Consider the following 20,028-nt stretch of genomic DNA (forward strand, 5'->3'; position numbering starts at 1 on the left):
ATAGGGAAGAGTGAAAAGCGAGGTAAGGCCTGCTTTTCACTCTTTTTTTTTATCAAATGAAGGTGTTCACTTTTCAAAAGTGAGAGTGAAGAGATTCTTGATATTAATCTACTAGTACTTCTTTGGTAACTATTTCTTCTTTCGGTGCTGAATAAGTAGCATTGTATTTTTTAGGCCACCATAATTTCCAATCGAATTTTAACCTTAATCCTCCTAAAATAGTATTCTTTATAGACGGTATTTCCATCTTTTCTGAAGGTAATCCATCGATATCTTTTAAATCTATAGCTACTTTAGCAGGCTGTACCTCTTTATCTGTTACTTGATATTGAGCAGTCCAAAAAGTAGTATCATTATTCACAATCGCATTGGTATGCCATAATTCCCTTAACTTTTCTGCGTTTGGAAAATCTGATATCACTCCTGTATCTCCATCCGCTTCAGCATTCATCTCTATTGCCTCAATATGTTTTCTAAATACCTTTTCGCTATAGTGTTTTACTTTTGGAAAATCTGATATCGGTAATGGGACTTTAAACTTCCCTAACACTTTGTTGATATGCCACATCAGTTGTCCACCCAAAACAATTAAAAAGCTGTTCACATATAAGATTGGCGACATTTGATAATTGACCGTTGGGTTATTCTTAAAATGTACATACGGTACAAGAGGAATCATTTCGTAATACCTCATGGTAAAGAAGGAGAAGAAGATATGAATCTTCTGTGTATTGAACATAAAAACTATAGGGTGTTCTCCTTCTGGAGTAAGTGTTTGTTCGCTTAAACCTATTTCTTTTGGAATAAGTTTAGTCACTTCGGATTTAGGGTAAGAAGTAGCGGCAAGTATAGCATCGCACTCTCCCCATAAACTGGCTCTTTTCATAGTATTAGTAGACTGTTGAGAAAATGATGAAAAATAGTTATCACTAAAAATAAAAAATATATGTAGTTACAATAATAAACGATTATTCTAATAATGGTTTGATATCCACCTTAAAACACCACATATTTTATAATGGAATACATATTAAATGAGAAAATTATAATTTCAATACGATTTATTCTTTATATTTCGGAACACTCATTTTTTATAAACATTTTCTCAACTATTAACTTACTACAAGAATAAGGGCTCTCGTTGCTATGAATTTTTTTAACTATATGTCGGACTGGTACCACCACGCTGTAAACGTTTTAGGGTACACACAATTCGAACTCATTTTATTTTTTATTGGTTTTCTTAGCTGGTTTGCAGCATACATCTTGATAATAAAAGGTGTAAGAAAGTATAAAATCAATGAAATGCCATTAATGGTTGGTCCTGGCAATTGGGTCTGGGAATTTATTTGGGGATTCATGTTTGAACCCGAATTAGGTATGCCATTTATTATTGGTGTTCGTTTTTGGTTCTTTCTTGATGTGTTCATCAACGTTACTATTCTTGTTTATGGATATAAACAATTGCCACTTCCTGTTTTAAAGAAGAGGTTTAGATATACGTATATCATTGCACTTATTTTCTGGTTCTTTACTGTTTACACTTTTGGAAAAGTAGGTGATGACAATCCTTTGGGAGTAACATCTGCTTTAATGATTAATGTAATCATGTCAGGTCTCTATATCTATCAATTAGTTTTTAATGCTAATATGAGAGGTAAAGGTTTGTCCTTTAAAGTGGCTATTCTAAAATGTATCGGTACGGGTGTGATCACTTTAGGGTCGATATTTAAATGGCCTGAATCTCTTTTCTTAATCAATTTAGGAGTTATTTCTTTCGTTATCGATGTGATCTACATCGTACTATTCAAACAATATAAACCAGTTAAAGAAGAAGAATCATGGGAAGCAAACCAAGAAGAATTGCAGTACTCGGTGGAGGCTTAAGTGCTATGACATCAGTGTATACATTGATGCAAGAACCGAACTGGGAAGAAAAATACGACATTACTGTTTATCAATTAGGATGGAGAATTGGAGGTAAAGGAGCAAGTGGTGTAAATCCTGAAATTGGTTACAGAATCGAAGAACACGGTCTACATCTATGGATGGGGTTCTATGAGAATGCTTTCAAAATGATCAAAGATGTTTATAAAAATCTTGATCGTCCGAAAGATGCACCAATGTCTACTTTCGAAAAAGCTTTTTCAAAACAAGACTATTTCATCTTCACAGAAAATGTAAATAATAAATGGGTAGACTGGAAAGTACCCTTCCCTGCTTTACCTGGTAAAGTGGGCGATGGACAACTTCCATCAGTAGAAGAAATTTTAGAAGCGATTTCTGATTTTATCATTCACCACATTGTGGGTTGGTTGGAAGATCATTTATCACATATCAAAAATAAAAGTTGGCTTCAGAAAATTGTTGATTTCTTTATCAAATTATTTGGTGGGAAATCAGATGCTGAGGTACAAAAAATTAAAGACCGCTTCTTCCATCACTTAGAAGAAGAATTGGACGCTCTAGACGATGAGATCATTGCTAAGATTCAGCCGTTATTCAGTAAAGTTGTTAAAAGAATGACCGAGAAGCTGAAAAACGATGAGGATGTTAGTGATGTTCTAGAAAGTTGGAGAAAAATTAAAAACTGGATTTGGGACCTTTTAGGTGATCTAGTTGAGGAAAATGATACTGCTAGAAGAGCTTGGCTCGCTGTTGATTTTGGTACTACCCTTTTCACTGGTATGCTAAAAGATAAAGTGTTGACAGTTCAAGACGGTAAACTTCATTTTGATTTTGATGTGATCAACGATATTGATTATGGCGATTGGTTACAGAAACATGGAGCATCAGAAGAACACACTGTGGGTTCTCCAATCGTTAGAGCGATGTACGATGGTCCTTTTGCTTTCTTAAAAGGCAATCCTCATACACCAAATGTAGAAGCAGGTACCATTCTTAATATTTTCTTGAGACTTGGTTTTACATGTAAAGAAAATATTGTTTGGAGAATGGATGCTGGTATGGGAGACACGATATTTGGTCCAATTTACGAGGACCTAGTGCGTAAGAAACCCGATATGTTTAAGTTCTTCCATGCGGTTAGAGACATTACATTAACAGAAGACAATTCGGCAATTGATAAGGTGGTTATCGGTAAACAAGTCACGTTAAAAGAAGATAACTATAATCCTTTGGTAAATGTAAAAGGATTGGATTGTTGGCCTTCGCGTCCAATGTATGATCAAATTGACGATAAGGAAGCAAAAGAATTACAGGATAGAAATATCAATTTAGAATCGAGTTGGACAGATTGGGAAGATCGAGATACGATCATCTTAAATAAAGACGAAGATTTTGATGAAGTAATTTTTGGATTCTCGTTAGCTACTATTCCACATGTTGCTTCTGAATTAATTGATGCCAATGATGATTGGTATACTATGCTTCAGAAAATGAGAACTGTTCAAACGCAAGCGTATCAATATTGGTTCAATAAGGACGCCAAAGGATTGGGTATTGAAGAGGACAAGCTACAATCAACTTATGTAGAACCTGTAGATACATTCTGTGCCATGAATCAAGTTCTTGATAAAGAAGATTGGCCTAAAGAACACGATCCTAAATATGTAGCCTATTCTTGCGGTGTTTTCCAAGATGCTGAATATATCCCTCCTTTCAATGTTCATGATTTTCCAGAAAAAGAGCAAGAAAGAGTAAAGGAGAACCTGAAGGAATATATTGATAAATATCTACAGCACTTAATTCCAAATCTCTACAATGAAAAAGGAGAATTTGATTGGGACGCTTTAGTGGACCTTCAAAATGGAAAAGGTGAGGAACGTATCAGTTCTATTTACACAAGAGTGAATATTGATCCTTCCGAAAGATATGTTTTATCTGTAGTAGATAGTTCTAAATACAGATTAAAGACCAACCAAACAGGATTCAGTAACTTATATGTTACAGGAGATTGGATACAGAACGGTATGAATGCCGGATTTGTAGAAGGAGCTGTGATTTCGGGCTTATTAACAGCCAAGGCACTTTCTGATCAACCTAACAACATCGAAATCATTACAGATAATTGGACTATTCGATCCTTGGAAAAGGAATTAGAAATAGATTAATTTTTAGACTACAGCACGACCAACTATGAAGCTATTGTTTTTATTTCATCTTTTATTGATAGGCAATTCTATCAATCACTCACTTGCAAAGTCAGGACCTCCTGAAGTTATTATTGATGATAATTTTACATCAATTAATATCGAGGAGCAAATGACCTATCTTCCTTTTGATAAGGAATATGATATGGATGATGTTTTAGGACATCAATTGGATGATCAATTTTTAAGTATTTCCTCATTAGAGATACCTAATGAACAATTTTCTGTATGGCTTTCTTTTGTGATAAAAAACGAGTTGGATCATCCGCAGGAAGTATATGTAGGAAGTAGTCAATTCGATTATCTAGAGTTTTACGTTCCTAATGTAGAAAACCACGATGTCTATAAAGGGGGTATTTTAGAAAAAAATTCAAATAAAAAATATAAAGAGGGAAGCTTTTCATTTGGAAAGCTTTCCGTACCTGCCAATTCTGAAAGTCAGATTTTTATTAAAGGATCTTATGTAAATGGTGAGTATTTTCAGTTCACTTCTTTACCCTTTACAGTTTATAAAAGTGAATCTTTTGAAAAGATCAATGCCCCTCAAGACATGCTTCATTTCTTGTTCTTAGGAGCAATGTTGATCATGACTTTCTATAACTTATTCCTTTTCATTATTGTAAAAGACAAAACGTATTTATTTTATGTTGGATACAATGTGTTTATTACAATTTACTGTTTAGGTTTATCTGGTTTCTTATCTGAGAAAGTATTTCCAACAGCATCATATCAGGAACAGTTGGTGAATATACCGGGTATGGGTGGCTTATTCTTTTATATTTTCTTTGCTCAATCATTCTTAAAGCTTCATAAGTATTTTCCTAAATTAAATAAGACTTTAAACATCATTAAAATAGGCACTGTTATCTCTCTAATTCTTTACATTACTGGGCTAACAACTCCGTCTATTATTTACAATTTCATATCAGCAAGTATTGCATATACGATGATTATCGTATTGGCCTATCGTATTTCTAGAAAATCTGTAGCAGGTAAATATTTCTTTATTGCTGGAGTGTTCTACTTCTTAAGCATGGGAATTTCTATTCTTCAAATGTTAGGAATATTACCTACTCATTTATGGATTTTCAGTTCTGCTAATGTTACTGAAATTGGTGTAATTCTAGAACTGTCTTTATTCTCATTAGGTCTTGGTGAAAGAATTAATGAGGCAAGAAGAGAAGTAGCAAAGAAAGAAGAAGAGAAAAAAGCATTAATCGAACTTAAGAACAAGGAACTAGAACAAAAAGTAAAAGATAGAACACTTGAATTGGAGGAAATGAACTCTGAATTAGCTACTACTAACGAGGAACTTCATTCTACTATGGAAACAGTATTTGAACAAAATAAAATCATTGAATTAAAGAATACCAACATCACTCAGAGCATTAATTATGCTCAGCGTATTCAAGAAGCAATGATGCCTACAGATCAATATTTGAGTAAGTTTCTAAGAAATCATTTTGTATTATTTAGACCTAAGGATATCGTTAGTGGAGATTTCTATTGGGCATATCATTTAGAAAATAAAGAGGACTTCTTTATTGCTACTGTGGATTGTACTGGACATGGCGTTCCAGGAGGTTTTATGTCGATGTTAGGTAGTGAACTACTTCGTGATGTCATCGAACACAGAAAAGTAGTTGATCCTGCTGAAGTATTGAAATTCATGAACGAAGGTATTGAGAATGCTTTAAAGCAAAACGATTCTCAGAACAAAGACGGTATGGACATGTCGTTATGTAGAGTAAACCTTCGTGAAAGAAAGATTTATTATTCTGGTGCCAAAAGGCCATTGGTCATCGTTCGCCATAATGGAGAAATAGAAATTATTAAAGGCTGTAAACTTTCGATTGGTGGTTTGGTAAGAAAAGATCTTTTCTCTTATGAAACTACAGTAATTGATGTTAATATTGGGGATAAATTCTACATGTTCTCCGATGGCTATGCAGATCAAATTGGTGGTGTCGAAGAACGTAAATTCATGACAAAACGATTTAGAGAGTTACTTAGAGATACAAGTTACTTGTCTATGCAAGATCAAGGAAAGAAGATCGAGCAAGTTTTAGAAGAATGGATTTCATACTTTAGATATGGTCAAGTGGACGATATCACTGTGGTAGGGTTTGAGATTTAAACTAAACAAATATCAGAATGACATCAATCAAAGGTTTAAGAATTGTAGGTTTCCTAGAAGGAATCTCCTTTCTACTACTCGTTTTTATTTGTATGCCTCTTAAATATATGGCAGACATGGGAATGCCGAATAAAATAGTTGGCATGGCACATGGCGTTTTATTTATTGCCTACATCTATTTGGTGCTACAAGTTCATTTTGATAAAAAATGGGGTTTTAAAAATAGTATATGGTCGTTTATCGCTTCACTCCTTCCTTTTGGAACTTTTGTGGCGGATAAAAAGATCTTCGTAAAATATATCGACTAAACAATAGTTTAATTGATAAGCAGTTAAACATTTAAAATTGGGAAAAGTTGGATTATTATTTTTTTGACTAATCAAGGCAGAATTGAAGAACATAGCCTTAGCTACGTGATGAAATTCTAACGTAGAGTAGTCAAAAAAAGAAGATCTAAAACTTCCGATTTTGATTGTATAACTGCTTAAAAATAAAGGGCGGTACTTCTATGAGAGGTATCGCCCTTTACACCTTTAAAAGGATTTAAGTTTGGGATAATTCTAAAACAATATCTTACACAGCTAAAGCTGCTTTTTTCTTCTTTCTTTGTTTCTTTTTCTTCAGTTTATTGATCCAAATGATCAAGCCTGTTACAGGTAGCGTCGTAGCTATCAAACACGAGACAAAGTACAATAGTTTAGAAAAACCATTGAATACATATCCCAAGTGTATTGCCTTTACCAAACTCATCAGTTGTTTACCTAGAGGCTTGTCTTTAAATAAATCCGCCTTGATCAATTCACCATTTTGAGCATTGTAATACACCTGATCAGTGTATTGTAAACTAAAGAAGGATGCTTTATTCGTTTTTCTAACCGCTACATAAGGTGATTTTTTTGATGGCAAAGTCATACTCACATCCCCTTTGTAATCTAAATAGATATTCGCGTTATCAAGTATTTCTTGATAAGTTACCGATTTTGCTTGTTTCTCACTTACAGGATCTACTTTTGGTCTCTCGCCTCTAGAGAATTTCTCCTCTCCTGTTAATGCTTTATTCAATCCTGTTCTATACCAATCAAAAGACCAAAAAGGACCAGTAATACCCATCAACAAAAGAATGATCAAGCTATAGAAACCCAATACATTGTGTAAATCATAATTGATTCTTTTCCAACCCGCATTCTTCTTGAAAGTAAGTCCTGCTTTTAATTGTTTTATCTTTTTTGGTAACCACAATACAAATCCCGTCAAGGAGATAATGATGAAAATAATTGTTGACCAACCTACAATCGGTCGACCGATATCCCAACCGAGGCCAAGATGACGGTGAACCATCATAAAGCCCATCATTACCTTTTTTACTTTCTCGTTGGGAGTTCCTAAAACATCTGCATTGTATTGATCAACATAATAGTATTTACCAATACCTCTTCTTTTCTTTTTACTTTTTTGGGCTTCTTTAATTTCTTCAGGTGTCGCCATGTTTATCACATAGGCTTTCTCTTCATCAGCAGGAATGTTGATTGAAAATACCTTCTTTTCCGAAGAAAGTGTTTGAATTAATTCATCTACTGATTGTTTATCACCTTCTGTGTTTTCTACAGAAGATACATGTCTGTCATAGTAAGCTTTAATTTCTGCCTCATAAGTATATACTGTACCAGTAAAACATACGATCACTAATACAATACTAGTAGCTACCCCTAACCAAAGGTGAAGGTCTGCACAAAGTTGTTTGAAAGAATACCCTTTTTTCATTTCGATTTTAGTTTACAATAAAGGAACTACATCACAAATGTAGTTCCTTTATCTATATCATATATTGTTATATTAGAATAATCCTTCGATTCTAATATTACCTTCATCCAATAAAAGACCTTCTGAAACCTCAGAAGAAGCAACATCAATAATATACACTTTAGGAGTGATGTTCGTATCTGTTGGAGTAATTGCCATGTAGAACTTACCATCTCTAACAATTGCCGTTTGGTAAGCGAACATATCACCGTTAGGTACATCTAATTTCTCTACAGATTTAGCATTAATATCTAAACGAAGTAGTCCCCACTGATCTGAATCTACACCAAACTCAACTGACATGTAAATAATACCATTTCCTACGTGATACCATTTGTTAGTACTGATCGGTTGACCATAAGCTGCAGATACATCAAATACCCATTCTGTATCGTACGCCCCATCTTTCAATCTTACTAAAACAGTATGATCAGAGTCGTTAGTTACCGCATTTGCTTGATAAACATAGCCATCAATTTCAGCCATATTTAAACCTCTGTAACCATTTGTATTACCATTACCTAATTCAGATCTAATGTATTTTGGATTCTCTAAAGAAGGGTAATCCAAAACAATAGTATGCATACCTGTTAAACCTTCAGAGCTGTTATTCTCGATATCTCTACGACCTACACCATAGTAGATCTTGTCGTTCATTACTGTTGGAGCATCCACTCTAAATGCATATGCTTTTTCATTTAAATCCCAATCAGTAACAGGAACATCCCAAGTTTCCATAATTTCAGAAATCACCACTTCTGGGATTTGAACACGAGTAACATACATAGTACCCTTTTTAGTGATACCATTCCCTTCGTCTTCGATGTCGGCAGTATTAATATTGTGGATCAATATTGTTTGCTCATTAATTTTCCAAGGACGAACGTGAGGATTACCACCCATTACTGGAGCAATATCCAATTCTCTTACTAGATTATATGTACCGTTTTTATAAGCTAATTTTTTCAAGTAGCCCCCACCATAATCGAACATATATACCCAACCCAAATCATCTGTAAATACACGTGCAGAACGAACAGGGTTTAAGTGATATCCGTTATTTAAGAAAGTAAGGCTTCCTTCCTCTAAACTTTCTGGTGATGAGATATACACTTCAGTATCCGAATCATTAAAACGAGCCACTACGTGATCTGCTTTAATTGTTTCTTTATCATTGTTTTCAGGAGTAGTATCTTCAGTACTACAAGCAATCATTGTAGATGCAATTGCACCTAATAAAAAGTACTTAATTTTGTTCATTTGAAACTCAATAGGTTTAATTAATTCTGTAAGTCAGTTTTCCAAAAATTGATCGACCGGGTTTTTGCACTCCAAAATTATCAAAGGCCATTTGGTCAAAGATATTTTTACAATCTAAACTAACTGTCGCTCTCTTATTGGAGAAAGTATACGATACATTGATATCGTGTAACGCTTGAGTGGGAATAATAGGTTTGTTTTGATCTCCGATAACGTCCCAATCAAAATGAAATTCGTGAATGTAGGCAAAGTTCCAGTTCACCTGAAGTCTGTCGCCTGTATTAAAAAGAGAATTGAAACTTCTACCAACACCCGCATTAAAAGTGAGATAAGGCATGTTCGGTTCTCTTGCCATATAATGTATATTTCTAACTCCCTCAGAGTTGAATTCCTCCATAAATCTTGAATCGAGGTAGTATCCTTGGACCATGAAATTCCACTTTCCACCAAGGTTATAATCAAATTGTAATTCCACTCCTTTTGAAACTACATGCCCAATGTTTTCGAACATTGTATAGCTTTGATCATTTTGTTCGATAATCGTACTTCTAATTCTATCGTATGTATCTCTGAAAAAGAAGTTGGTATTCATACTCAATTCATGATAAGAATTGTCAACCAATTTTATCTGACTACCTAAGTTTACATTGAAACTCTTTTCTGGTTGAAGGTCTGTCGATTCGTAAATCTCTCTAGAAGCATTACCAAAAACCTCATTGGTATTTACCAATCGTACTGCTTGTTCTGCTGATGCGTTAATTCTTACTCTTGGAGAAACCTCATAAGACATTGTTGCACCATATCCCCAATTGTCATCAGGACGAACATTATAAACAGTGTCTAAAACATTATTGGTGTACTCAATTTTTTCTTGTTCTAATCGATTGTAATAATGTTTTACAAAGACTGAACTTTTCAGTTTATCATCAAATAGTGAGTTTTGATAAGTGAAGCCTGTGATCTGTTTGTTCACAATGTTAGCGGTATTAAAATCACGGCGTTCTCTTTCTGCCATTGGATCATCAGATGATCGATTATATTGATTGAAAGAGTAGTTAAATCCTATTTGATGTTGATCGTTAAAGCTATAAACACCCGATAAACGAGCGATTAAATTTTTATTTTGGTCTTGATTTAATGTAGAGTTATTTCCCTCACCTGGAAGTGGTGTTACTCCACCAACTGGCGGTATCAAATTGCCGTACCAATCGTATCTATTCGTAGTGGTATCGACTGTCGCTCTTTGAGAAATGGCATATTGAACATTGGAGTTAATGTCTAAGCCTTTCACCAAGAAATCTCTTTTCTGATAATTCACACTTGGTGCAATTGTCCAACCTCTTGAGTAACGTTCGCCATAAGGAGTTAACATTCTAGCACCATGCTGACTCTCTTTATAATCTTCTGAAGCATTGACAGAAAAGAACAGTTGATCTGCCCATTTCTTATTGGTTACTCCTACATCTATTTTTGCTCCGTAAGAACTGTAAGCATCGTTAAAACGCTTTACTCTTTCTCCTGTTTTGATGACCGAAAGAAAATCAGGATTTCTTGATCCATCCGGTAAAAACTCTCTATAATCTTTAATTTTGATATCGTCAGACCATACTTCATAATCATTGTCTGAGTGATTATAGAAAGCTGAAAGTCTTACTGTTTTTCCAGATTTATCTCTAAAAGACCCATTAATATCAGCTCTATGTGTATTGAATGATCCATATGAATACGCCACATTTAATGATGAGCCTTCAAGACCTTGTTTCGTAGCATCTTTTGTAATAATATTAATTGCTCCCCCTAAAGCGTCATTGCCTAATTCGATAGGCACAACACCTTTATATACATCAATTCTTTCGATAAGTGAAACAGGAATACTGTTGATCGAATAAGAAGAACCGTACGATTCCATTGGCATTCCATCGATAAATATTCTTACCGCATTCCCAGAAAGTCCGTTGATATTGATTTGAGTACTCGAGCCTAAACCGCCATCTCTTCTTACTCTCAAACCGGCTGTTTGATCTAAAATTTCATTGATTTCCAAAGACTGCATCTGCAAATCTTTTGTATCGATAGAGGCCACAGCAAAACCAGATTTTTCTATTTCTTGTGCTTTCGTCTCTCCTTTTACTACAACCTCATCTAAACTCACTAAATCTTCTTCCAAGAATACTTTAATTGGAGTCGTTTGATTAGAGGGAACATCAATTATTTGTTCTAAATAGCCCGTACAAGAGATTTTTACTTGAGCATTGGAAGGGACATTTGTTAGTTTAAATTTTCCTTGAATATCAGTTACTACACCTTTTGTTTCACCAATCAATTGGATCAGTGCAAAAGGAACTTCTTCTTTCGATACTTTATTCATGACTTGCCCCTCAATAAATCTACCTTCTTGTGCATAAGTAGAATTGAAAGTTGTTGTCATTAATAATAATAGAAAGGATAAAGTAAGTTGGTAGTAAGGTTTAATTCTCAAAATTGTTTATTTAGATTTAATATAAATAACAATCAAAAGTAATTAATTTAGACGGATTATAAATAAGACTTTACATTTATTCACATGAAAAAATTAACAATAAAATATCAGGTGTAAAAAACTCCATTTGATGTATCTAAACTGATAAAAAAATACCTCTACACTAGCAATATTTTCTAGTATAGAGGTATAGTCTTGATTTATTTTTTTGATACCCTATCCAAGTTTTCTTTTTCCTAATAAATAACTTGATAAAGCTATAGCTAATACAAATACAATTAATAAATATATAGATAATGCAGTATGAGGATCTAAAAATGTAGCAGTGTTTGAAATGAATGAGGTGATCATCCAACAGCCAGAAAAAATAATCGCATTTGCCACTCCCGCCCTTTGACCGTGCTTTACTAAAGCTGTACCTAAATGTAAAGGGAATAATATAGCAGCTACAAAAACGATGATGCACATAACACCAATAACAACTATATCAGATTCTCCTTGAGATTGATAGAAAAGAAACCCAATGATACATCCTGTAAAGCCAATAATAAAAGAGGTCATCGTTTTCTTATGTAGGTCAATTGTTGATAAAAATCGATTAAAAATATTCCCAGATAACCATGCTACTGCTAATATAATTTCCGCCCAACCAAACTCTATAGGTGTATAATCAAAAACATCGGTCACATAAAAACTCCCCAAAGTATCAAATATTGGAACAATGGTATAAAAACAACCACACATAATTAAGCTTCTGATAAAGACCATATCTTGAAACAAGATTTTTAAATCATGAAATGCATTCTTCCTATTTAAAGGTTTCTTATTGTTATTCGTCTCTTTAGAAAAGAATATCATCACTAGCATTAATGTAGAATAGATGATCAGAAAAACAAAAACGGCTTTATAACTAAACATCGTCAGAATTAAACTACCGACCATAGGAGAAACGGTAAGTGCTAAAGCAAAACCTATGGTGATATAATTCACCGCATTTTTATATTCTTCATCGGTGTGAATATCTCTCACCACCGCCCGTGAAGCAACGGCTATAAATGATATAGCTAAGCCTTGTAAAAACCTCAAAAAGATCAAAAAGTGAATATTACTTGTAAAAACAGCTCCAATTAATAAAGTTATCAACATAGAAATTGAACTTATCAACACTGTTTTGCGATTATAAGCATCAGTTACAAAACCTGAGAAGATTTGTCCAATACCAAAGCCTAATACACCAAATGTAAATACATACTGTGCTAGATGCGTATCAACACCTAAAACCTCTTTTATAGATGGAAGTGAAGTAACTACTATATCTACTGTAACAGCTGCAAGTGGAACAGTAAGATACATAATAAAGGCATGGAGTTTTTTATTCATTTATATCAGTTTAATGTTGGATATTTCTGTTTAGAAAATTTTATGCTGATTACCTCTATATTTTAGCGGTGTCACTCCAAATTCTCTTTTAAATACTCTAAAGAAATAACTATGGTTTTGATAACCTGCTGCAGTATAAATATTTTTCAAAGAAGCGTTAGTCATCGATAACTGCTTGGCACAGTAATGCACTCTTTCTTTATTGATCAATTCTGATAACGTCATCCCATAGCTTTTTTTCACCACCCTGTTCACATGATCTGCAGAACGCTGACATAAATCTAAAAATGCTGCCTGTCCTTTATTTAATTGATGTGGCATTCTAAACTTTTCTATGGCCTGAATCAGCCAGTTCGGAATTTCATCATTGATCGTATTCTTCTGTTGAAGGATATCAAAAAGATGCAACATAAAAAGATCTAGGTAAAGTGATATTCGAGGATTATCAAGTAAAATATTTACTCGGTTAATCAATTCTTTTAAAGCTTCCTTGTTAAATGTTCCTTTAAATGGAATATCATTAGTGGTCCAATACACCGGTTTTCCATCAAAATATCTTGCCGAATACTGATGAATAATATCTTTCGGTATGGCGATATTCGTAATCACTAATCCCTCTTTAGATACTTTTTTAAAAGTATGGGTATCATGATCACGAATAAAACAAAAACTTCCGGTTTCCAGCTTTTCTTCCTCTCCATTTAATAAATGCACTCCCCGACCATTTGAGATATAAAAAAACTCATAATAATCATGAGAGTGTAAGTTCAAATCCTCTGAACTATCAATTGTAGTTCGAGCAATATGAAATGTATCGGAAGGCTTATCTAAGAAATTTTTAAGATGAAATTTTTTCATTGAAGCAATCAATAAGTATTCTTTCTCAAGATAGAAAACTTATCGATTGCCTAGAATATTTGATACCAAATATTAGTTATTCACATTACCCAAACGGTAATCATACAGTTGGTAGTTGATTTCCCGAAACTTATCAACAACTTCTTGGTAAGGTTGGTCGGTGACATCTACCAAACCTACATTGTAATTTTCTCCATCTCCTCTGCCCGTTAAAGGCTGATCGGTATATTGAAACCAATGGGCCCCAATAATATTCGGGTGATTTAATGCCGACTGAATGTAACTTATATATTTCTCTCCTCTATCATTTTGGTCTTTAGCTACTTTTACCCCTGGGTGGAAACTTCCTCTATCGATTGCTCCAAAGTGAAATTCACCAATAAGAATTGGCATATCTACATCTTCAGGTAGACTTACATGCTTTACACTGTACTCGTATTTATTAAAACTTAGAATATCGCAATATTGAGCAGCCGATTTCATGACAATCGCATTATTCCCCCAAGCAAATCGACAACCTAAATACAATTGATTTGGAGCAACTTTAGCCAATTCATCATGAATTGTTTTAAAATAAGTAATCGCTATTTTTTGATAAAAAGCATATACATCTTCATTGGCACCATCACCTAACTTTGGGTTGGTATTTTTAGAAAGCGCTTTCCAAGAAGCATAGTTAGTCGCCCATTGTTTATTGAGTTTCTCGATTTTTTTATACTTCTGCTTTAAGTCAGATATAAACTCTTTTTTCGCCGGTTGACTTTCTGGGCTCTTCAAAGTAGCAATTGCTAAGGATCCGATATTTCCCCACGACATTTCGTTATCTACAAAATACCCAATGCACCAAGGATCGTTTGCTCCCAAACTTTGATCAGCGACTGATTCCTTTACTTTTGATTTAAAATCTTTGGCAAAAACATCGTGAAATTTGCCCCAATAACCATTCGACCCTTCGATCTTTTGTGTATCTCTAATCCAAACTGAACCCACATATGGATTTTTATGTGATTCTATAGTTTGCTTATCTGATACAAAACCGATGGTGTTCATACCCCAAGATTTAATTCTTTTGTTAGCCAGCTCTGCAAACTTATTTTTCCATTGATCACCGTATTTTCGATATAAGTTGGCTTGATAGAAATTGAAGGTCTCATACTCATCAAATTGTTGATAGAATCCTAATGGCTTCCATTTTGATGTACTATAAAACTTTTTCAATGGATCATCACCTTTAGGTAAGTAAGAAAATAATTCTTCACGCCCAGTAATACCTGTAGACATACTATGATTATTTACACAGTTTAAGCCACTCGACCAGAATAAATGTCCTTCAGGATCGACTAACCACCACTTTCCTTGATGCTTTTTAGTATAAAAATGTCCCTTTGCCTCAAAATTTTCATATCCAATATGACCGCCAAACTTCGATCTACTTGGAGCTTCTTGATGTGCTAAATAATCTTTCTCTTCGTTAGTAATACTTTGATTTAACTCCCTATCTGAATGTATTTTTCCTTTCCAATCGGTGTATTTACTTTGTCCATATTGATCTACAAATGGAATAACATTGTCAGGTTTTCGTTTCTTTAATAGCTGTTTAGCACTCAACTTTTTTACTGCGAAGGTATTTTCTTTGTAAGAGTATCTTGAGTTAAATGTTATTTCTTTGATGGTGGTCACATCACGTTTCAACATCCCAAACATTCCTCTCATTCCAGGATAATATTGGGGCTGAGGATCAAATACCCAAGGAGACCATGCAAGTGGTACAATAATTTTTCCTGATTCCCCTGGTTCTAAATCAACATAATCTGAACAGTACCATCGTATTAATCCTTTTTCATCTACATTATCACCCACAAACATTTCTACTTGAATGTACTCTTCTCCTAAGTTTTCCACTTCGGCTTCAATAGTGTACATTCCCTCCAAGTTCCATGGGTGGTTATTTGATTCATAAATCACTACTCCTGATTCTTGTTTAGTGAACCCATTCCTTACAATCAAAGTATTATTCTTCAATTCGAATGTGGCGTCTTTTGCTTTAATTTGATTTGATATTTCCTCAGATGAAAAGTCTATCAAACTGTGTTCATCAATTGATTTTGGCGGATTGAATGCTAAAAAAAATAGGGTTCCAATAGTTATCACTCCTATAAGCCAAGTAAGTTTGTTTGCTTTTTTTCTCATTGCTAATATTAGTTGTTTTGATCACTGTAATAAATAGAAAAATTGGAGGTAAAGTAGGATGTATTTTAACCATAAGTTAATCTATTACATCACTTAACAATGTACATAGATAAAATACAATTGTGAATTTTTGTAAAAAATAGTAAACGGAATAGGGGTATCTCTGATCTTAATTGTCATGAACATGAAAAACTATCAATCATTCATCTAAATAAAATACTACTTCAACGGTTTTATAGCCTAAAAAGAAGTATTCTAAACTGTTCAATCAACATGAAAAACTTAAAATTTTTTCCGTTTTATGCATTATCTGTAATACCACTTCCGATTCTTTATTTATTATCGGATGTTATGTTTGTATTGGTATATTATATAATTGGATATAGAAAAGGGGTAGTAAATAACAATTTAAAGATTGCTTTTCAAGAGAAATCAGATAAAGAGATAAAACGTATTGAAAGAAGCTTTTACCGTCACTTTTGCGACATGATGGTGGAGAGTATCAAAACGTTAACGATGGGAAAAAGAGCGGTAAATAAACGTATTAAAATTGAAAACGAAGAGCTGATTACTCAGCTATATCAAAATAATAAAAGTATTGTGATGTATTCTGCTCATATGGGGAACTGGGAATGGAATGCTTTCTTCCCTAATTTCTTTCAACATAAGGTGACTGCATTTTATCAACCGCTTTCAAATAAATATTTTGATGAATTAATGCAGCTTATTCGCAGTAGAATGGGTGTTTTGTGTGTTCCTTCCCAAAAAGGATATAAGACATTGATGAAACTTCAGCAGGAAAATAAGTTAACGCTTAATTTAATTATTGGGGATCAGAGTCCAAGTGCTCACCCAAAAGCATCTAAATATTGGACTGAATTTATGCATAATAAAACAGCATTTTTAACGGGTGCAGATGTGATTTCACATAAGAGTGATTATGCTGTCGTTTATCCTCAGTGTACTAAAATTAAGAGGGGTGTTTATGAGACGAAGTTCGTTCTTCTGGATGAGTCACCAAAATCCTCGGAGAAATTCTCATTAATTGAAAAGTACTCTAAAGCATTGGAAGAAAATATTAATAAGCAACCGGCTTTATGGTTATGGAGTCATAATCGTTGGAAGCTTTCAGCATAAATGTATATCAAATAGGTGGTGTGAAAACATTACCTATTTTTTTTCATCCAAGTGATGGATCAGTTTATCCAAAGTAGACTTTAATAACTGTAATTCTTCCTGATCCATTGTATTTTCCTTCAGCAAAGATTCTGGAATACAGTGTGCCTGCTCTTTCAATTCTTTTCCTTTATCGGATAAACTCACTATATAACTTCTTGTATCTTCTTTCGATTTAGACTTTGATAGTAACCCTTGCTTTTCCATTCTTTGAAGTAAAGGAGTCACTGTATTTGTTTGAAGATATAGTTTATGTGTGATTTGATTGACGGTTAAATGATCTTGTTCCCATAAAGTCATTAATACCAAATATTGAGGATAAGTAATCTCCAATTCTGATAAAAATGGTTGATATATTTTAGTCACTAACCTCGAGGCAACATACAATGGAAAACACAATTGATTTTCCAATTTAAGAAGATCGTCTTTATTCATGGTTTACCTTTAATTAAATCGGATAACAAATTTACAAAAAAGACCATCCAAATGTTTCGGATGGTCTCATTATATATCTTGATTGGAGAATTAATATCTTCTTTTATAATCAATTTTATCCATTCTTTCGAAGTAATCTATAGATGCTTGCCTTACCTTAGGGGAAAGTAATAAAGCACCTACCATCGTTGGTATCGCCATCGTCGCATATACTCCATCAATTAAATTAATGATTGCTTCTAATTTAATCATAGCTCCTACTACAATCATACAGACATAGAAATAATTAAAATAATGCTTTTTATCAGCTCCAATTAAATACCCTAAACATTTTGTCCCATAATATGAAAATGAGAACAATGTAGTTAGTGCGAAAAATAATACACATACTGAAAGAACCCCAGCACCACCAACTGGAAATGCAGCTTTAAAGGCTTCTGTTGTAAGTAAAACGCCATCTACTTTCTTTGCTGTTTGATCATAAACTCCTGATGACATAATAGCTAAAGCAGTCATTGTACAAACTACTATCGTATCAATGAATGGTCCTATCATAGCAACAAGTCCTTCTCTAACTGGCTCATCTGTTTTTGCTGCTCCATGCATCATTGGGGCAGTACCAATACCCGCCTCATTAGAAAAAGCTGCTCTTTTGGCTCCAATCATAATTACAGCTCCTAAAGCACCTCCACCAACAGATCGAAAATTGAAAGCTCCTTCAAAAATATCATCAATAATTCCTGGTAACTTTTCAACATTCATTACTATCATAGTTAATACTGCAACTACATAGATAACAACCATTACAGGAACTAATTTACCCGCTACAGTACCGATTCTTTCAATCCCTCCAAAAATTACAATAGATACCAATACTAAAATGACCATTCCAATAATGAAATTAACCAAGTGTATATTAGCTTCCGCTGGAATTACTTCTACAAAAACAACTGTTCTTAAAACCTCTGTCAATTGATTTGCTTGGAACATTGGTGTTACTCCAAATAAACCAGCTAAGGCAAAAAATACAGCAAGAGGTTTCCACTTCTTACCAAGTCCTTCTTCTATAAAATACATTGGTCCTCCCTCAGCATGCCCATGAGAATCATGACCTCTGTACATTACTGAAAGAGTACATGTGAAAAACTTTGTTGCCATTCCTAATAATGCACTTATCCACATCCAGAATAATGCTCCGGGACCTCCGGCTACTAGTGCAACTGCTACTCCACTTATATTTCCCATACCTACTGTAGCTGCAATTGCTCCAGATAATGCTTCATAATGGTCGATATCACCTTCAGCATCAGGGTCATCATATTTTCCTCTTAATACATCAATAGCATGTTTAAAATATCGAAATGGTAAAAACCTTGAATAAATAGTGAAGAATAATCCTCCTCCAAGTAGCAACACTAGTAATGGTGTTCCCCATGCTAATGCACTAAAACCAGCACAAAAACGCTGAAATAAATCCATAAAAAGATAAAGTCAATTATTATAATCGCTATTGAATATATAGCTTGTTTGAATTTGAAAAATCTAAATTAATCAAATTCAATCATGTAGGCTAATGATGTTATAAGATATTAGAAAATAGGTAGTAGGTAGTAGTTAGTAGGTAAATTCATCGACATAATAATATTATCCAAGATTTCGGGACTATTTTTCGTGGGTACATTAGTTATTTCTCCGTCTTTATAGAGAGGTGGCCTTGGCCCCTCGTTACACATTCTATTGGCCTACACTATTTGGGCATCTGTAATTTCTGAGATATTGGATTTACCATCTACATCCCCATCTCCAGCGAGGTGGCCTTGGCCCCTCGGGAACTATCGGTTTTCGCAGATGCATGTGTGTTGGATAATATCAACCTTGTTCTTCGATATATGATCATCCATAACCGTTTGTTCAGATTTTGAGTGTAAATCACAACAACACCTCCCAGGAATATCCTGATATTTCAAGCGGGTGGCAGTGGGATTTACGCCAAAATATGCACAAACAAAAAAAGGTTAGCCAACATCTCGTGTTAACTAACCTTCTATATTTAATGAATGTGGCGCCGACTTACTCTCCCGGGGGTTAACCCAGTACCATCAGCACTGTAGGGCTTAACTGCTCTGTTCGGAATGGGAAGAGGTGAACACCTACGTCATTGGCACCATCAATGTCTTAATATCATTGACTGTGAACAGTAA

At 34.1% G+C, this 20,028-nt stretch carries 14 protein-coding genes and 1 rRNA gene; 5 read left to right on the forward strand and 10 right to left on the reverse strand.

Annotated elements, in window-relative coordinates:
- Window positions 1-103 precede the first annotated feature (103 nt).
- On the reverse strand, window positions 104-886 hold the full coding sequence (locus MY04_RS15430; RefSeq protein ID WP_066211014.1) for a hypothetical protein: 783 nt from the start codon (window positions 884-886) through the stop codon (window positions 104-106).
- Window positions 887-1,164: 278 nt separating this feature from the next.
- Here MY04_RS15430 and MY04_RS15435 point away from each other — a divergent pair, with 278 nt between their 5' ends.
- The 4 genes from MY04_RS15435 to MY04_RS15450 are packed head-to-tail and all read left to right on the forward strand — an operon-like array spanning window position 1,165 to window position 6,557.
- A complete protein-coding gene (locus tag MY04_RS15435; protein WP_066211016.1) occupies window positions 1,165-1,887 on the forward strand; it encodes a transmembrane-type terpene cyclase in 723 nt (240 codons plus the stop codon).
- Window positions 1,842-4,073 carry an NAD(P)-binding protein gene (locus MY04_RS15440; protein ID WP_066211020.1) on the forward strand — a complete coding sequence of 744 codons (2,232 nt, stop codon included), beginning with the start codon at window positions 1,842-1,844 and terminating at the stop codon, window positions 4,071-4,073. Before MY04_RS15435 ends, MY04_RS15440 begins: the two co-directional genes overlap by 46 nt.
- A gap of 25 nt (window positions 4,074-4,098) precedes the next feature.
- Window positions 4,099-6,249, forward strand: a complete 2,151-nt coding sequence (locus MY04_RS15445; RefSeq protein WP_066211022.1) for a 7TM diverse intracellular signaling domain-containing protein — start codon at window positions 4,099-4,101, stop codon at window positions 6,247-6,249.
- Between the two features lie 17 nt (window positions 6,250-6,266).
- Complete coding sequence (locus MY04_RS15450) at window positions 6,267-6,557, forward strand: DUF3817 domain-containing protein (protein WP_066211024.1); 291 nt, start codon at window positions 6,267-6,269, stop codon at window positions 6,555-6,557.
- A 265-nt stretch (window positions 6,558-6,822) separates the two neighbouring features.
- On the opposite strand, the gene MY04_RS15455 is transcribed toward MY04_RS15450, so the two are convergent.
- The 6 genes from MY04_RS15455 to MY04_RS15480 all read right to left on the reverse strand — a co-directional run bounded on the left by MY04_RS15455 (window position 6,823) and on the right by MY04_RS15480 (window position 16,216).
- On the reverse strand, window positions 6,823-8,010 hold the full coding sequence (locus MY04_RS15455; protein WP_066211026.1) for a PepSY-associated TM helix domain-containing protein: 1,188 nt from the start codon (window positions 8,008-8,010) through the stop codon (window positions 6,823-6,825).
- A gap of 72 nt (window positions 8,011-8,082) precedes the next feature.
- The gene (locus tag MY04_RS15460) at window positions 8,083-9,309 is read right to left on the reverse strand and encodes a hypothetical protein (RefSeq protein ID WP_066211027.1); all 1,227 of its coding nucleotides are present in this window, start codon (window positions 9,307-9,309) and stop codon (window positions 8,083-8,085) included.
- A 16-nt stretch (window positions 9,310-9,325) separates the two neighbouring features.
- On the reverse strand, window positions 9,326-11,737 hold the full coding sequence (locus MY04_RS15465; protein WP_066211029.1) for a TonB-dependent receptor: 2,412 nt from the start codon (window positions 11,735-11,737) through the stop codon (window positions 9,326-9,328).
- Window positions 11,738-12,004: 267 nt separating this feature from the next.
- Window positions 12,005-13,168, reverse strand: coding sequence for an MFS transporter (locus tag MY04_RS15470; RefSeq protein WP_066211031.1), 1,164 nt, complete (start codon window positions 13,166-13,168; stop codon window positions 12,005-12,007).
- Between the two features lie 30 nt (window positions 13,169-13,198).
- Window positions 13,199-14,026: a helix-turn-helix domain-containing protein gene (locus MY04_RS15475; RefSeq protein ID WP_066211034.1), complete on the reverse strand. Its 828-nt coding sequence runs from the start codon at window positions 14,024-14,026 to the stop codon at window positions 13,199-13,201.
- Between the two features lie 72 nt (window positions 14,027-14,098).
- Entirely contained in the window at window positions 14,099-16,216 is a 2,118-nt protein-coding gene (locus tag MY04_RS15480) for a beta-galactosidase (RefSeq protein ID WP_084005914.1), read from the reverse strand.
- Window positions 16,217-16,489: 273 nt separating this feature from the next.
- On the opposite strand from MY04_RS15480, the gene MY04_RS15485 reads away from it, so the two are divergent.
- Entirely contained in the window at window positions 16,490-17,353 is an 864-nt protein-coding gene (locus MY04_RS15485; RefSeq protein WP_066211036.1) for a lysophospholipid acyltransferase family protein, read from the forward strand.
- 33 nt (window positions 17,354-17,386) lie between these two features.
- Here the strand turns inward: MY04_RS15485 and MY04_RS15490 are convergent, their stop codons facing one another.
- From MY04_RS15490 to rrf, 3 genes are all read right to left on the reverse strand, one after another.
- Window positions 17,387-17,827, reverse strand: coding sequence for a MarR family winged helix-turn-helix transcriptional regulator (locus MY04_RS15490; RefSeq protein ID WP_066211038.1), 441 nt, complete (start codon window positions 17,825-17,827; stop codon window positions 17,387-17,389).
- Between the two features lie 90 nt (window positions 17,828-17,917).
- Window positions 17,918-19,306, reverse strand: coding sequence for an alanine/glycine:cation symporter family protein (locus MY04_RS15495; protein WP_066211040.1), 1,389 nt, complete (start codon window positions 19,304-19,306; stop codon window positions 17,918-17,920).
- A 578-nt stretch (window positions 19,307-19,884) separates the two neighbouring features.
- Window positions 19,885-19,996, reverse strand: a 5S ribosomal RNA gene (gene rrf, locus MY04_RS15500).
- Between the last annotated feature and the right edge of the window lie 32 nt (window positions 19,997-20,028).

This window comes from Flammeovirga sp. MY04, from assembly GCF_001682195.2.
GTDB classification, from domain to species: Bacteria; Bacteroidota; Bacteroidia; order Cytophagales; family Flammeovirgaceae; genus Flammeovirga; species Flammeovirga yaeyamensis.

Coding starts and splice junctions, on each gene's coding strand:
- MY04_RS15445 (WP_066211022.1), top strand. CDS start 4,099: ATGAAGCTATTGTTTTTATTTCATCTTTTATTGATAGGCAATTCTATC.
- MY04_RS15440 (WP_066211020.1), top strand. CDS start 1,842: ATGGGAAGCAAACCAAGAAGAATTGCAGTACTCGGTGGAGGCTTAAGT.
- MY04_RS15455 (WP_066211026.1), bottom strand. CDS start 8,010: ATGAAAAAAGGGTATTCTTTCAAACAACTTTGTGCAGACCTTCACCTT.
- MY04_RS15460 (WP_066211027.1), bottom strand. CDS start 9,309: ATGAACAAAATTAAGTACTTTTTATTAGGTGCAATTGCATCTACAATG.
- MY04_RS15450 (WP_066211024.1), top strand. CDS start 6,267: ATGACATCAATCAAAGGTTTAAGAATTGTAGGTTTCCTAGAAGGAATC.
- MY04_RS15490 (WP_066211038.1), bottom strand. CDS start 17,827: ATGAATAAAGACGATCTTCTTAAATTGGAAAATCAATTGTGTTTTCCA.
- MY04_RS15435 (WP_066211016.1), top strand. CDS start 1,165: ATGTCGGACTGGTACCACCACGCTGTAAACGTTTTAGGGTACACACAA.
- MY04_RS15430 (WP_066211014.1), bottom strand. CDS start 886: ATGAAAAGAGCCAGTTTATGGGGAGAGTGCGATGCTATACTTGCCGCT.
- MY04_RS15485 (WP_066211036.1), top strand. CDS start 16,490: ATGAAAAACTTAAAATTTTTTCCGTTTTATGCATTATCTGTAATACCA.
- MY04_RS15470 (WP_066211031.1), bottom strand. CDS start 13,168: ATGAATAAAAAACTCCATGCCTTTATTATGTATCTTACTGTTCCACTT.
- MY04_RS15475 (WP_066211034.1), bottom strand. CDS start 14,026: ATGAAAAAATTTCATCTTAAAAATTTCTTAGATAAGCCTTCCGATACA.
- MY04_RS15465 (WP_066211029.1), bottom strand. CDS start 11,737: ATGACAACAACTTTCAATTCTACTTATGCACAAGAAGGTAGATTTATT.
- MY04_RS15495 (WP_066211040.1), bottom strand. CDS start 19,306: ATGGATTTATTTCAGCGTTTTTGTGCTGGTTTTAGTGCATTAGCATGG.
- MY04_RS15480 (WP_084005914.1), bottom strand. CDS start 16,216: ATGAGAAAAAAAGCAAACAAACTTACTTGGCTTATAGGAGTGATAACT.